Genomic DNA, 14570 nt, shown 5'->3' with positions numbered 1-14570 from the left:
TGGCGCGTGTGCGCCTATAGGGAAATAGGATACGCCAATCGACGGGAGGGCCGGGGCGGCTCTCCCGACCCGCCGGTTGTGGAGGAGCGGAATTAATGAACATCCATGAGTATCAGGCCAAGGGGGTGCTCCGCGAATACGGGGTCCCGGTGCCGAATGGCGTTGCCATTCTCGACGCCGCTGAAGCGGAAGCCGCCGCGGCCAAGGTCGCCGGCCCCGTCTGGGTGGTAAAGAGCCAGATCCACGCCGGCGGGCGCGGCAAGGGCAAGTTCAAGGAAGCCGATGCGGGCGAGAAGGGCGGCGTGCGCGTCGTCAAATCCGCCGAGGAAGCGGCCGCCAATGCCAAGCAGATTCTCGGCAAGACGCTGGTGACGATCCAGACCGGCCCGGCCGGCAAGCAGGTCAACCGCGTCTATATCGAGGAAGGCTCCGACATCGACAAGGAGTTCTACCTCTCCGCCCTCGTCGACCGCGCCACCTCGCGCATTGCCTTCGTCGTGTCCACCGAAGGCGGCATGGACATCGAGGAAGTCGCCCACTCCACCCCTGAGAAGATCCACACCTTCTCCGTCGACCCCGCCACCGGCGTGATGCCCCATCACGGGCGCACCGTCGCGCAGGCGCTCGGCCTCACCGGCGATCTCGCCAAGCAGGCCGGCGACCTCGTCGCCAAGCTCTACGCCGCCTTCGTCGGCAAGGACATGGCGATGCTCGAGATCAACCCGCTGGTCGTCACCAAGGACGGCAAGCTGAAGTGCCTCGACGCCAAGATCTCCTTCGACTCCAACTCGCTCTACCGCCACGCCGATGTGGTGGCGCTGCGCGACGAGACCGAGGAAGACGCCAAGGAAATCGAGGCCTCGAAATACGACCTCGCCTATATCGCGCTCGACGGCACGATCGGCTGCATGGTCAACGGCGCGGGCCTCGCCATGGCGACGCTCGACATCATCAAGCTCTATGGCGAAAGCCCGGCCAACTTCCTCGATGTCGGCGGCGGCGCCACGGAAGAGAAGGTGACGGCGGCGTTCAAGATCATCACCTCCGATCCGAGCGTGAAGGGCATCCTCGTCAACATCTTCGGCGGCATCATGAAGTGCGATGTCATCGCGCGCGGCGTCATCGCCGCCGTGAAGGCGGTCGGGCTCAAGGTTCCGCTGGTCGTGCGCCTCGAAGGCACCAATGTCGAGGAAGGCAAGCAGATCATCCGTGACAGCGGCCTGAACGTCATCCCCGCCGACGATCTCGACGATGCCGCGCAGAAGATCGTCAAGGCCGTGAAGGAGACTGTGTGATGTCGGTCCTCATCAACAAGAACACCAAGATCATCACCCAGGGCTTCACCGGCAAGAACGGCACCTTCCACTCCGAGCAGGCGCTGGCCTATGGCTCGCAGGTGGTCGGCGGCACCTCGCCGGGCAAGGGCGGCTCCACCCATCTCGGCCTGCCGGTGTTCGACACCGTCGCCGAGGCGCGCGAGAAGACCGGTGCCGACGCCTCGGTCATCTATGTGCCGCCTCCGGGCGCGGCCGACGCTATCTGCGAGGCGATCGCGGCGGAAATCCCGCTCATCGTCTGCATCACCGAAGGCATTCCGGTGCTCGACATGGTGAAGGTGCGCCGCGCGCTGGACGGTTCCAAGTCCCGCCTCGTCGGCCCCAACTGCCCCGGCATCGTCACCGCCGGCGAGTGCAAGATCGGCATCATGCCGGCCAACATCTTCAAGAAGGGCTCGGTCGGCGTCGTCTCGCGCTCCGGCACGCTGACCTATGAGGCGGTGTTCCAGACCTCGCAGGAAGGCCTCGGCCAGACCACCGCCGTCGGCATTGGCGGCGACCCGGTGAAGGGCACCGAGTTCATCGACGTGCTGGAGCTGTTCCTGGCCGACGACGCCACCGAATCTATCGTCATGATCGGCGAGATCGGCGGCTCGGCGGAAGAAGAAGCGGCGCAGTTCCTCAAGGACGAGGCCAAGCGCGGCCGCAAGAAGCCGATGGTCGGCTTCATCGCCGGTCGCACCGCCCCTCCCGGTCGCCGCATGGGCCATGCCGGCGCCATCATCTCCGGCGGCAAGGGCGGCGCCGAGGACAAGATCGCGGCGATGGAAGAGGCCGGCATCGTGGTCTCCCCCTCCCCCGCGCGGCTCGGCAAGACGCTGGTCGAGGTGCTCAAGGGCCGCGTCGCCGCCTGATCGGCACGGAGCCCGCACCTGAAAAAGACAAACCCCGCGGCGCCGCCGCGGGGTTTTTTCATGTCACGCCGGGTAGCATTCCGGCGCCATTCCCGCCGTCTCCTCCTCGCCGAGCAGTTCGACGATCATGATCGTCATCCACGCATGGCCGAGAATGAGCAGCGGCAGGAGGGGGTAGATCGACTGGAACATGCGCCGACTCCGATCGCGTCTGTGTTGCGACGCACAATACCGGAGACCATCGGTTCGTGGCATACCACATACCAGATACCGCCCTTGCGCCAGACGCATGACATTGACCCACCGGAAACGGCTTCCGGCGGCGCCGAGAGGGAAACGCAACGAAAAAGGGAAGCGCGAGGTTTCCCCCGGCTTCCCCTGGTCGTTCAGCCGCCGAAAGCGGGGCGTCGGTTCTAGAGCGTTTTCAAGCGAAGTGGACACCGATTCGCGTGAAGAAAACGCGACAGAACAAAGATTTAGATCATTTCACGGTTTCCGTGAAACGTGAAATATCTAGTTCTGGTTCTGCTGCGCCGGCGGCGGCGGGGCGAGCCCCCACGCCGTATAGGCGTCGCGGAACGCCGCCTGTCCGGCCCCGCCCTTGTCGAGCACGAGAATGGCGCGGCGGCCGTTCTCGAACACCAGCGGCAGGTCGAGCCAGTTGCGGGTGATGATAAAGCCGAGATTGCGCTGCACATCCGCCGGCAGCGAGGACAGGCCGATCAGGAAGTAGTTCGGCGCCACCCGCACGGCGAGGCCGACCAGCGGCGCCCCCTGCGCCCCTTCCGAGGCCTTGGCGCGCACGCCCGGCACGCTGGAAATATTGCCGAGATCGAAGCCGGGCGGCAGCTTGAACTGCACCTCGACGATATGCGAGGCCGGGATCGACGGGTCTTGGTTGCGGCGGAAGGTCAGCGTGGCGCTGAAATTGCGCGCCGGGATGGAAATCTCCGCCCGCACGCCGAGATCGGCGGGCTGGCCGGCGCTGGCGCTGGCCTGCTCGGTGCTCCACTCCACCGTGCCGACATATTGCTGCAGCCCCTGCTCGCCGCCGCCAGGGCTTTCCTCGAACAGCACGGCGCGCTGGTCGCTGCTCTGCCCCGCATCGGCGCGGCCCGGCGCCTGCGGCGCGCTGGCCGGCGCGGAGACAGGCTCGCCGCTCGCCTGGGTAATGCGATCCGTGGACTTCGGCGCATCGGCGCGGGTCGGGGTGGCCGGCGCCTGCGTGGAGGGCGCGGAGGTGCCGGCGCTGCCGCCATGCAGAAGCGCGACGATGGTCGCGCGCTGGGTATAGCCGACGACGCCGCCGGCGATCAGCAGCAGCACGAAAAGACCGATGGCGATGAGCCGGCTGCGCCCGCTCTTGGCGACGGGCGCCTCGGCGGCAGGCGGCTCCTCGCCGGCATCCGCCGCGTCAGGCAGCGCTTCGCCGCTGGCCCGTGCCCCCTCGCGGGCGCTCTCCTGGGCGGCCTCGCCGGCCTCGCGTTCGCGCACCAGCCGGGCGGCCTCGCTGCGCCAGTCGGACGGGCGGCCAGCGCTGCGCGGCGGCTCCAGCCCGGCGGCCACGGCTTCCGCTTCGCTGGGGTGAAAGCCCGTGCCGACCTCCGGCATCCGCTCCACCGGCCGCTCCGGGCTGCGCCCGCTCCAGCGCGGCGGCGGGGCCGCTTCGGGGAAGGCGGCAGGCGACACCGACGGGGGCGGCGCCGGAGGTGCGGGCGGGTTGGCGGCCGTGAGCGGCGCCCGCGTCACAGGCGGAGGCGGAGGCGGGGCCGGCGCCACGGCCGGCGGGTTCACCGGCGCGGGTGGCGGCGCCGGGGGCGGGTTCGGTGCCCGTGGCGGAGCGGCCGGAGCCGCTCCGCCGAAATCGGCCTCCGCCCGGTCGATCGCCGTCTCCAGCGCCTGCTGCTCGCGGGCGACATCGGCCGGAGAAAGCGGCGGATCGACGGCCGTGAGCTGGGCGAGAAGCGCCCGCCGCGCCCGCTCATAGACAGCCTTGCGCGCCTCCACCGTCTTGTCGGGGAGGCCGCCAACGGCGCGGGCGATGAGCGGGTAGTAGTCGGCCATGGGGGAGGATCAGGTCCGGAGGAAAGGTCTAGGATTCAAACGGGTTCTGCACCAGGATCGTATCATCGCGCTCGGGGCTGGTGGACAGCAAAGCCACCGGGCAGCCGATCAGTTCCTCGATGAGGCGCACATACTTCACCGCCTCGGCCGGCAGGTCGGCCCAGGAACGGGCGCCCGCGGTCGATTCGCTCCAGCCCTCGATGGTGACATAGACCGGCTCGACCCGCGCCTGGGCGTCCTGCCCGGCGGGGAAATAGTCGATCTCCTGCCCGTCGAGGCGGTAGCGCGTGCAGATCTTCAGCTCGTCGAAGCCGTCGAGCACGTCGAGCTTGGTCAGCGCGATGCCGTTAATGCCCGAGGTGCGCACGGTCTGGCGCACCAGCGCGGCGTCGAACCAGCCGCAGCGGCGCGGACGGCCGGTGACGGTGCCGAATTCATGGCCGCGCTCGCCGATACGGCGGCCGGTGTCGTCGTGCAGTTCGGTCGGGAACGGGCCTTCGCCGACGCGGGTGGTGTAGGCCTTGGTGATGCCGAGCACATAGCCGATGGCGCCCGGTCCGAGGCCGGAGCCCGTCGCCGCCTGCGCCGCCACCGTGTTGGAGGAGGTGACAAACGGATAGGTGCCGTGGTCGACATCGAGCAGCGCGCCCTGCGCGCCCTCGAACAGGATCTTGGCGCCGCGCCGGCGCTCATCGTCCAGCAACGCCCAGGCGCGGTCCATATAGGGCAGCACCTTGGGGGCGATCTCGGCGAGTTCGGCGGCAAGACGGGCGGCGTCCACTTCCTCGATGCCGAGGCCGCGCCGCAGCGCGTTGTGGTGCGCCAGCAGCCGGTCGATCTTGCCGGCCAGCGTCTCCGGCGAGGCGAGGTCGATCAGGCGGATGGCGCGCCGGCCCACCTTGTCCTCATAGGCCGGGCCGATGCCGCGCTTGGTGGTGCCGATCTTGGTGCCGGCGGAGGCGTTTTCGCGAATCGCGTCCAGCTCGCGGTGCAGCGGCAGGATCAGTGCGACATTCTCCGCAACGCGCAGGCGCTCGGGGGTCACTTCGACGCCCTGGCCAGTGATGCGGGTGATTTCGTCCACCAGCGCCCACGGGTCGAGCACAACGCCATTGCCGATGATCGACAGCCGGGCGCCACGCACCAGACCGGACGGCAGCAGCGACAATTTGTAGGTCTTGTCGCCAACGACGAGCGTGTGCCCGGCATTGTGGCCGCCCTGGAAGCGGACGACCACGTCCGCCTGCTCGCTCAGCCAATCGACAATCTTGCCCTTACCCTCGTCGCCCCACTGGGAACCGACGACGACCACATTCGCCACGAGCCACGCTCCTGCATTGCGAGGCGGGGTGCGGCGGCGTGCCGTGCCCGCGCACAGACAAAGCCCCGGCGAACGTCCGACCGGGGCTGCTTCGTCTTAAGGGATGACACCGGGAGAGGCAAGAACGCGGGCCATGTCGTTAACGCGATGCACAAGCGCGCGCAGCCGCGCCGAACCGGGCGGTGACAACAAGTCAGTGTTGCGAGGGTGCAATCAAACCGCCATTGCGGCAAGTCTGGTATTGCACGACCTTAGTGGCAAGAGATGAATGCCCCCGAGGACCCGCCATGACCACGCATGCCCCCGCCGCCCCGTCGCCTGCCGCCGCTTCCGTCCTGCCCGCCGCCCTGCGCCTTGGCGCGGTGCGCCTGCGCGTGCGTGACGCGGCGCGCTCGGCCGCCTTCTACACCGGCACGGTAGGGCTCGCGCTGCTCGGCAAGGGCGAGGATGGCAGCCTGCGCCTCGGCGTCGGCCATGAGACGCTGATCGAGCTGGTCGGCGCGCCCGACGCGCATGCGCGCCCGGCCGGCACCACCGGCCTGTTCCATGTCGCCCTGCTCGTGCCGGACCGTCCCGCCCTCGCCGTGGTGCTGCGCCGGCTGGTGGCGCAGGGCGTGCGGCTCGGCGCCTCCGACCATCTGGTGAGCGAGGCGCTCTATCTCGACGACCCCGACGGCAACGGCATCGAAATCTATCGCGACCGGCCGGAGAGCGACTGGCGCTGGGACAAGGCGACGGTGGAGATGGCGACGCACCCGCTCGACCTGCGCAACCTGCTCGCCGATGTGCCCGAAGGCGTGCCGCTCGACGCTCCCATGCCGGCGGGCACACGTGTCGGCCATGTGCATCTTCAGGTCGGCGAGCTGGCGCGCGCCCGGCATTTCTATGTCGATGGGCTGGGCTTCGCCATCACGACGGAGCGCTATCCCGGCGCGCTGTTCGTCAGCGCCGGCGGCTATCACCACCATCTCGGCCTGAACATCTGGCACAGCCGCAATGGCGGGGCGGCCCCCGCCAACAGCGTCGGCCTCGTCGAGTATGAGGTCGTGCTGCCCGACGCCGCCGCCGTGGACGCCGTGCGCGCACGCCTGACGGCGGCGGGCGAGACGGTGACGGCGCGCCCGCACGGCTTTGCCGTCACCGACCCCTGGGGCACGCGGGCCGTGATCCGCCCCGCCGGCTGAGCCCGGCCCGCCGCGCGACACATCACCGACGCGCGGCGATGGATCAGAAGATTTCATGCTGGCGCCTCCCGCCCGGCGGCGCCAGCACGGGGGAAATGCGCTAAAGCCTCGGCGGGCCACCCGCTCCCACCCGGGCCCGCTGATGTTCCGCCGCCTGTTCGACGCGCCCTATCTGCTGCTCACGCTCGTCCCGCTGTTCTGGGCGGGCAATATCGTGATGGGGCGGCATGTCGCCGGCCATGTGCCGCCGGCGAGCCTCGCCTGGCTGCGCTGGGCGCTGGCGGTGCTGATTCTGCTGCCCTTCGCCTGGCGCTCGATGCGGGCGGACTGGCCGCTGCTGCGCCGGCACTGGAAGCTGGTCGGCCTGCTCGCGCTTACCGGCATCACCCTGTTCAACACCATGCAGTACCACGCGCTGGAATTCACCCCGGCGCTGAACGCCTTGCTGCTGCAATCGACCGGGCCGCTGCTCATCGCCTTCTGGTCTTTGCTGCTCAATGGCGAGCGGCTGTCGCGCGGGCAGGCAGCGGGCATCTTCCTGTCGCTGATGGGCGTGCTTACCATCATCTGCCGGGGCGATCCGCATGTGCTGATGGACATCGCCTTCAACCGGGGCGATCTTTGGCTGATCGCGGCAATGGTGCTTTATGGGCTCTATTCCTCGCTGCTGGCGCGCCGGCCGGCCTTTTCCGCGCTGGGCTTTCTCGGCATCAGCCTCAGCCTCGGCCTCCTCATGCTCACGCCGCTTTTCCTGGCGGAGCGGATCATGGGCCCGCCGCTGACCTTCGACGCCAAGGCGCTGACCGCTATTGTCTATGTCGCGCTGTTTCCCTCGCTGCTGGCCTATCTGTTCTTCAACCGCGCGGTGCAGCTGGTGGGGCCGAACCGCGCCGCGCCGTTCTTCCACCTCATGCCGGTGTTCGGCTCGGCGCTGGCCATCGTCTTTCTCGGCGAGCGGCCGCATCTCTACCATGCCGCCGGCTATGCGCTGGTGCTGTCCGGCGTCGTCATCGCCACCCGATGGGCGCCGAAAACCGGCCGCCCGGCCGCCTCAGCCGAGCTCGAAGCTGGTGACGCCATAAACCGGCTCCAGCGTCGCCGGCCGGAGTGAGCCCCGGTACATCCGCGCCGTCTCGAATACGGGGCTGAGCCCGTGCCGGCGGGCCAGCGCCAGCGCCGGCGCGTTCGGCTCCGGCACGTCGAGCACGATGGAATCGCTCCCCGCCGCCGCCCGCAGCGCGCGGAACAGGCTGTCCGCCACCTCGGGATCCTCCGCGACCAGCGGCCCGATCTTCCACCCCGTCCGCGCCGGACGCACCACGCCCCAGCCGGCAAGGCGCCCCTCGCGCAGCACCGCCCGGCCGACATGGCCCGGTGCGGTGATCCACGCCTTGAGAAAAGCGGCACGGGGCGCGGGAAAGACCTGGGCATCGCTGGCCTCGATCGCCGCGAACGGCACCTGCGCCAGATCCACCGTCTCTCCCGCCTCACCCGCCTCCGGCGCACCCGTGAAGCGGATGTTGCGATGGGCAAGGGCGAAACCTTGGCTGGCGTAGTTGGCCTGCTGCGCCACCACCCCGTCGAGGCCGATGGTGCGCCCCCCGGCATGGGCGAGGCCCGCCTGCCAGAGGCGCAAGCCTATGCCCCGCCCGCGCAGGTCCGGCCGCACGATGTAGAAGCCGAGAAAGGCGAAGTGCGTATCGTAATTCACCACCGAGATCACCGCCGCCGGGACGCCGTCCAGTTCGGCGACGAGAAAGCCGGCGGGATCGACCGTAGCGAAGCAGCCGGCGTCGCTGAGACCGGGATTCCAGCCTTCCGCCGCCGCCCATTCCACCGCCAGCCCGATTTCCGCCCTGTTAAGCGCGCGAATGCTAGGTTCCGCCGGCATTCACTCCTCCTCCGCCCCCGGGAGACGACAATGATCATCAAGGAAATCGGCATCGGCATCACGGTGATGATGCTTGTCATGCTGGTTCATCTGATGGCGACCTATGTCCTGCTCGACTGGGCGGACGCCTATGACAACATGTTCAAGCGTCATCCCCGGCTGCGGCTGCTCGCGGCGCTCACCGTCGCCAATATCGTGCTGCTCGTCGCCCATCTCATCGAGGTCGGCCTGTGGGCCGTGGTCTATGCCGCGCAGGGCATCGTCGAGGATCACAACGACGCCTATTACTCGGCCTTCGTCAATTACACCGCGCTGGGCTTCGGTGAGTCCACGCAGGACGCGGCGACCCGGCTGATCGACCCGATGACGGCGGGCAGCGGCATCATGATGTTCGGCTGGAGCACCGCCCTGCTGTTCCTCGTCATCCAGCAGCATCTGCAGGAGGTGCGTCGTCCGCCACGCCGGCGGCCGCCGCATCATGACGAGGAGGCTCATGTGCCCGAGACACAGGAAGCGACCGGCGCCGCCCCCTCGCCCAAGGTCACATCATAGAGGTCGGCGCTGTTGCCCTTGGTCCACCAGATATATTTGCCGCCGGCATAGCGCGCGCCGGAGGCGGCGATCACATTGGCTGCCACCACGAATTCGCCCTTGAAGGAGAGGCTGGCCAGCGCCACCGGCGGGGCGTTGACATACTGCGCCGACACACGGCCGAAGGCGCCGCAGTCATAAGCGACGTGGAGCGTCTCCGCTTTCACTCCCTTCGGCAGGGGGAGGACGATCTGGTCCGCCAGCGCCGGGCCGCCGAGCACGGCAAGGATGGGAAGGGCGAGCCGAACGGCAGGGCGGGTCATAGGCTTTACTCCGAGAGCGGGGACGGCTTGTGATGGGCGTGCCAGTGCCGGGCGATGTCGATCCGGCGCGGCACCCACACGCGGTCATGTCGGGCGATGTGGTCGAGAAAGCGCTGCAGCGCCAGGAACCGCCCCGGCCTTCCGGCGAGCCGGCAGTGTAGCCCTATGCTCATCATCTTCGGCGCCTCCGCCCCTTCCGCATAGAGCACGTCGAAACTGTCGCGCAGATAGGCGAAGAACGGCTCGCCATGGTCGAAGCCGGCGGGAATGGCAAAGCGCATGTCATTGGCGTCGAGCGTATAGGGAATGGAGAGGTGCGGCCCGCGCGGCCCCTCCACCCAGAACGGCAGTTCGTCGGAATAGATATCGGAATCATAGAGAAAGCCGCCCTCCTCCATGACGATGCGGCGCGTATGCTCGGACGTGCGGCCGGTGTACCAGCCGAGCGGGCGCTCGCCGGTGATTTCCGTGTGCAGGCGCAGCGCGGTGTCGAAATCGGCCTTCTCCGCCGCGTAGGAATGGTTGCGGTAGTCGATCCATTTCAGCCCGTGGCTGGCGATCTCCCATTCCGCCTCCTTCATCGCCGCGACCGCTTCCGGATTGCGCGCCAGCGCCGTGGTGACGCCATAGACCGTGACCGGCAGGCCGCGCGACGTGAACAGCCGCCACAGCCGCCAGAAGCCGGCGCGCGCGCCATATTCGTAGATCGACTCCATGTTCATGTGCCGCTGCCCCGGCCAGGGCTGGGCGCCGACGATTTCGGACAGGAACGCCTCGGAAGCGGCGTCGCCATGCAGGATGCAGTTCTCCCCGCCCTCCTCGTAATTGATGACGAACTGCACCGCGATCCGCGCCCCGCCCGGCCATTTCGGATCCGGCGGGGTGCGGCCATAGCCGATGAGGTCGCGGGGATAGGCGGAATCGATGTTGAACATGCGGGCGCGTCCGAGGGCGGCGAAGGGCGGCGCTCAGGCTAGCCGGTTCAAAGCCAGGGCGGAACCGGCACTGTCCACGCCGCAGCGCACAATTCTTGGCCGTGCCTCTCGACAAGCCGGCGCCCGGCGGTCTTCATGTCGCAACGCATTCCCCGCAACTCTTGCGCAAGGTTTCCGATGTCGCTTCCCGACCCCAGCCTGCTGCTCGCCCGCGCTCCCGTCGTTCCCGTCGTCACCGTGCCGAGCGTCGCCGCGGGCGTGAAGCTCGCGCGGGCGCTGGCCGAGGGCGGGCTGCCGCTGATCGAGGTCACGCTGCGCACCCCGGCGGCGCTGGAAGCCATCGCCGCCATCGCCGCCGAGGTGCCGGACGCCATTGTCGGCGCCGGCACGGTGACGCGGCCGGATCTCATCCAGAAATCCATCGACGCCGGCGCGCGCTTCCTCGTCAGCCCCGGCTGCCCCACCGCGCTGGCCGAGGCGCTGGCCGAAGCGCCGGTGCCGGTCATGCCCGGCTGCGCCACCGCCACCGAAGCGATGACGCTGCACGCGCTGGGTTTTCCCGTGCTCAAGCTGTTCCCGGCGGAAGCGGTGGGCGGCGTCAACCTCATCAAGTCGCTGGCCGGCCCGCTGCCGGACCTGCGCTTCTGCCCGACGGGCGGCATCAGCCCGGCCAATGTCGGCGCCTATCTCGCCCAGCCCAACATTCTCGCCGTCGGTGGCTCGTGGGTGGCGCCGAACGAGGCGGTGACGATGGGCGACTGGGAGCAGATCGTCGCCCTCGCCAAGGCCGCCGCCAAGCTGCACCGGGCGGCCTTTCCGATGTGAGCGATGCGTTCATGAAAAAGGCCCCCGGATCGCTCCGGGGGCCTCTTTGTTGAGGGGCGCGGCTCAGAACGCCAGCGGCTTGGCCTGCTTCACCGAGGGGAGCTGCTGCACCTTGGCCAGCAGCTCGGCCGGCACCGTGCCGTCCACTTCCACAAGCGCGATGGCGTCGCCGCCCTGCCGGTCGCGGCCGAGCGCGAAGGTGGCGATGTTGATGCCGGCATCGCCCAGGAGGCCGGCGAAGCGGCCGACAAAGCCCGGCTTGTCCTCATTGGTGACGTAGAGCATGGAGGGGGCGAACTCGGCGTCCACCTTGATGCCCTTGATGTCGACGATGCGCGGGCGCCCATCCGCGAACACCGTGCCGGAGATGGAACGCTCCATCTTGTCGGTAATGACGGTGAGCGTGATCAGGCTCTCATAATCGCCGGCGATCTCGCGGGTGGTCTCTTCCACCACGATGCCGCGCTCCTTGGCGATGCTCGGCGCCGAGACGACATTGATGTCCGCCAGCGCCGGGCGCAGCAGGCCGGCCACCGCCGCCGAGGTCAGCGCCTTGATCTTCAGGCTGGCCACCGCGCCGTCATAGGTGATGCGCACGGTCTGGATGTCGGTGTCGGTGAGCTGGCCGGCGAAGGAGCCGAGCTTTTCCGCGAGTTCGATGAAGGGCTTCAGCTTGGGCGCTTCTTCCGCCGTGATCGAGGGGAAGTTCACCGCGTTGGAGATGGCGCCGCGCAGCAGATAGTCGCTCATCTGCTCGGCCACCTGCAGGGCGACATTCTCCTGCGCCTCGGTGGTGGAGGCGCCGAGATGCGGGGTGCAGATGACGTTCGGCAGGCCGAAAAGCGGGTTCTCGGTCGCCGGCTCGGTGATGAACACATCGAAGGCCGCGCCCGCGACATGGCCACTCTTCAGCGCTTCCGCCAGCGCCGCCTCGTCGACCAGCCCGCCGCGCGCGCAGTTGACGATGCGCACGCCCTTCTTCGTCTTGGCGATCGCCTCGGCCGAGAGCACGTTGCGGGTCTTGTCGGTCAGCGGCGTGTGCAGGGTGATGACATCGGCGCGGGCGAGCAGGTCGTCCAGCTCCACCTTCTCGACGCCGATATCCTTGGCGCGCTCCGGCGAGAGGAAGGGGTCGAAGGCGACGACCTTCATCTTCAGCCCGATGGCGCGGTCGGCGACGATGGAGCCGATATTGCCGCAGCCGATGATGCCGAGCGTCTTGGCGGTCAGCTCCACGCCCATGAAGCGGTTCTTCTCCCACTTGCCGGCCTGGGTGGAGGCGTCGGCGGCGGGGATCTCGCGGGCCAGCGCGAACATCATGGCGATGGCGTGCTCGGCGGTGGTGATGGAATTGCCGAACGGCGTGTTCATCACAATCACGCCCTTGGCGGTCGCGGCCGGGATGTCGACATTGTCGACGCCGATGCCGGCGCGGCCGACCACCTTCAGGCGGGTGGCGTTGGCGAGGATCTTCGGCGTCACCTTGGTGGCGGAGCGGATGGCGAGGCCATCATAATTGCCGATGATCTCGGCCAGCTTGTCCTTGTCCTTGCCCAGCGCCGGCTGGAAATCGACCTCGATGCCGCGGTCTTTGAAGATCTGCACGGCGGCGGGGGAAAGCGCATCGGAAATGAGAACGCGGGGAGCCATGGGCTTCATCCTGTTCGGAAATGGGAACATCGACCCGCGCGGAGCGGGAGAGAGGAAGGCTCCCGCCGCTGGCGGGAGGGGACGACGAAGCGTTCGTCGGGCGCACATGCAAGGCGTCGAAGGCGAGACGCGGCCGGGAGAGAAAGCCCTGCGCCTTCGCCGCCTGCACGGCCCCTTCGCCGTCCCCTTGCGTCAGCGGCGGGGACCGTCGCGAAAGGGGCTCAGGCCGCCTGCTTGAGGCCGGCCTTGGCGGTGGCGAAGGCCCAGTCGAGCCAGGGCAGCAGCGCGTCGAGATCGGACGCCTCGACCGTGGCGCCCGCCCAGATGCGCAGGCCGGCCGGCGCGTCACGATAGGCGCCGATGTCATAGGCGACGCCGGCCTTTTCCAGCGCGGCCGCCAGCGCCTTGGCGAAAGCCGCCTGCGCGTCCGGCGCCAGCGCCTTCACGTCCGGGTCGGCGACGACGAGGCACACGCTGGTGTTGGAGCGGGTTTCCGGCACCGTGGCGAGGAAGTCGATCCAGGGCGTCTTGGCGACATAGTCGGCCAGCACCTTGAAATTGGCATCCGAGCGCGCCTGCAGGCCCTTGAGCCCGCCCACCGCCTTCGCCCAGTTCAGCGCGTCGATATAATCCTCGACGCAGAGCATGGACGGGGTGTTGATGGTCTCGCCCTCGAAGGTGCCTTCGATCAGCTTGCCGCCCTTGGTGAGGCGGAAGATCTTCGGCAGCGGCCAGGCCGGGACATAGCTTTCCAGCCGCTCAACCGCGCGGGGCGAGAGGATCAGCATGCCGTGCGCGGCTTCGCCGCCCAGCACCTTCTGCCAGCTATAGGTCACGACATCGAGCTTGGCCCAGTCGAGATTCTGCGCGAAGGCGGCCGAGGTGGCGTCGCAAATGGTCAGGCCCTGCCGGTCGGCGGGGATGAAGTCGCCATTCGGCACCCGCACGCCCGAGGTCGTGCCGTTCCAGGTGAAGACCACGTCATGGTCGAAATTTACCTGCGCGAGATCGGGCAGTTCGCCATACGGCGCCTTCAGGACACGGGCGTCCTTGAGCTTCAGCTGCTTGACGACATCCGTCACCCAGCCTTCGCCGAAGCTTTCCCAGGCCAGAAGATCGACCGGGCGGGCGCCGAGCAGCGACCACAGCGCCATCTCGACCGCGCCGGTATCGGACGCGGGAACGATGCCGATGCGGTAATCGGCGGGGATTTCGAGGACTTCGCGGGTGAGGTCTATGGCGAGCTTCAGCTTCGCCTTGCCGACCTTGGCACGGTGCGAGCGGCCGAGCGGAGCGTCGCTCAAAGCCTCAAGCGTCCAGCCGGGACGCTTGGCACAGGGGCCGGACGAAAAATTGGGATTGGCCGGCTTCACAGCCGGCTGCGCGGTAATCGTCATGATAGCCATCCTTCCAGATGGGTGCCCCTCGGTGGGGAGGGGTAGCCCGAGAAGGGGTCTACTCCCGGCGGGCGCGAAACGCAAGGGGCAAAGAGTCCTCGGCGTGTCCGTGTCATCGGAGGCGCGGATCGGCGGCTTCGTGCGGTCTGGGTCGCGCCGGAGCCCCCTCTCTCCTAGGCCACTTCCAACCTCAAATTACCGCTGAAGGGTATGGAACTCCGGCAGAGGGTTCGCTGTTACCTGCCCGTCACACTCTGG

General features: G+C 68.4%; 14 protein-coding genes. 6 read left to right on the top strand and 8 right to left on the bottom strand.

All coding sequences use genetic code 11. The features are described 5' to 3' along the window. The first annotated feature begins 95 nt into the window (after positions 1-95). Both sucC and sucD read left to right on the top strand, forming a co-directional pair. Positions 96-1295 (top strand): ADP-forming succinate--CoA ligase subunit beta, encoded by a 1200-nt coding sequence (sucC, locus tag ACO07Z_RS16495; protein ID WP_244450741.1) that lies wholly within the window; start codon positions 96-98, stop codon positions 1293-1295. After that, complete coding sequence (gene sucD, locus ACO07Z_RS16490) at positions 1295-2191, top strand: succinate--CoA ligase subunit alpha (protein ID WP_244450740.1); 897 nt, start codon at positions 1295-1297, stop codon at positions 2189-2191. The genes sucC and sucD overlap by 1 nt, the downstream gene beginning before the upstream one ends. Before the next feature lie 63 nt (positions 2192-2254). Here the strand turns inward: sucD and ACO07Z_RS16485 are convergent, their stop codons facing one another. From ACO07Z_RS16485 to ACO07Z_RS16475, 3 genes are all read right to left on the bottom strand, one after another. Continuing rightward, entirely contained in the window at positions 2255-2383 is a 129-nt protein-coding gene (locus ACO07Z_RS16485; RefSeq protein ID WP_421699691.1) for a hypothetical protein, read from the bottom strand. 321 nt (positions 2384-2704) lie between these two features. Further along, a complete protein-coding gene (locus tag ACO07Z_RS16480) occupies positions 2705-4255 on the bottom strand; it encodes a hypothetical protein (RefSeq protein ID WP_421699690.1) in 1551 nt (516 codons plus the stop codon). Positions 4256-4283: 28 nt separating this feature from the next. After that, complete coding sequence (locus ACO07Z_RS16475) at positions 4284-5576, bottom strand: adenylosuccinate synthase (RefSeq protein WP_244450738.1); 1293 nt, start codon at positions 5574-5576, stop codon at positions 4284-4286. Between the two features lie 287 nt (positions 5577-5863). Between ACO07Z_RS16475 and ACO07Z_RS16470 the strand changes: the two genes are divergently transcribed. Next, the gene (locus ACO07Z_RS16470) at positions 5864-6760 is read left to right on the top strand and encodes a VOC family protein (protein WP_421699689.1); all 897 of its coding nucleotides are present in this window, start codon (positions 5864-5866) and stop codon (positions 6758-6760) included. A gap of 142 nt (positions 6761-6902) precedes the next feature. Further along, positions 6903-7871 (top strand): DMT family transporter, encoded by a 969-nt coding sequence (locus ACO07Z_RS16465; protein ID WP_421699688.1) that lies wholly within the window; start codon positions 6903-6905, stop codon positions 7869-7871. Here ACO07Z_RS16465 and ACO07Z_RS16460 read toward each other — a convergent pair. Beyond that, positions 7812-8651: a GNAT family N-acetyltransferase gene (locus ACO07Z_RS16460; protein WP_421699687.1), complete on the bottom strand. Its 840-nt coding sequence runs from the start codon at positions 8649-8651 to the stop codon at positions 7812-7814. The two genes, ACO07Z_RS16465 and ACO07Z_RS16460, sit on opposite strands and share 60 nt — an antisense overlap. A gap of 30 nt (positions 8652-8681) precedes the next feature. On the opposite strand from ACO07Z_RS16460, the gene ACO07Z_RS16455 reads away from it, so the two are divergent. Continuing rightward, entirely contained in the window at positions 8682-9203 is a 522-nt protein-coding gene (locus ACO07Z_RS16455) for a two pore domain potassium channel family protein (RefSeq protein ID WP_421699686.1), read from the top strand. Here ACO07Z_RS16455 and ACO07Z_RS16450 read toward each other — a convergent pair. Both ACO07Z_RS16450 and puuE read right to left on the bottom strand, forming a co-directional pair. Continuing rightward, positions 9143-9505 (bottom strand): MliC family protein, encoded by a 363-nt coding sequence (locus tag ACO07Z_RS16450; RefSeq protein ID WP_421699685.1) that lies wholly within the window; start codon positions 9503-9505, stop codon positions 9143-9145. The two genes, ACO07Z_RS16455 and ACO07Z_RS16450, sit on opposite strands and share 61 nt — an antisense overlap. Before the next feature lie 5 nt (positions 9506-9510). Continuing rightward, entirely contained in the window at positions 9511-10440 is a 930-nt protein-coding gene (gene puuE / locus ACO07Z_RS16445) for an allantoinase PuuE (RefSeq protein ID WP_421699684.1), read from the bottom strand. 177 nt (positions 10441-10617) lie between these two features. Between puuE and eda the strand changes: the two genes are divergently transcribed. Further along, positions 10618-11265 carry a bifunctional 4-hydroxy-2-oxoglutarate aldolase/2-dehydro-3-deoxy-phosphogluconate aldolase gene (eda, locus tag ACO07Z_RS16440; RefSeq protein ID WP_244450731.1) on the top strand — a complete coding sequence of 216 codons (648 nt, stop codon included), beginning with the start codon at positions 10618-10620 and terminating at the stop codon, positions 11263-11265. A gap of 63 nt (positions 11266-11328) precedes the next feature. Here eda and serA read toward each other — a convergent pair whose 3' ends face one another. Together serA and ACO07Z_RS16430 are read right to left on the bottom strand one after the other, a co-directional pair. After that, positions 11329-12915 carry a phosphoglycerate dehydrogenase gene (gene serA / locus ACO07Z_RS16435; protein ID WP_421699683.1) on the bottom strand — a complete coding sequence of 529 codons (1587 nt, stop codon included), beginning with the start codon at positions 12913-12915 and terminating at the stop codon, positions 11329-11331. A 221-nt stretch (positions 12916-13136) separates the two neighbouring features. Continuing rightward, on the bottom strand, positions 13137-14312 hold the full coding sequence (locus tag ACO07Z_RS16430; RefSeq protein WP_421699682.1) for a phosphoserine transaminase: 1176 nt from the start codon (positions 14310-14312) through the stop codon (positions 13137-13139). Between the last annotated feature and the right edge of the window lie 258 nt (positions 14313-14570).

It is taken from the genome of Ancylobacter sp. (assembly GCF_965229075.1).
GTDB lineage: Bacteria > Pseudomonadota > Alphaproteobacteria > Rhizobiales > Xanthobacteraceae > Ancylobacter.
The sequence above is the reverse complement of the archived record's forward strand: the minus strand, read 5'-3'. Positions and strand labels throughout refer to the sequence as shown.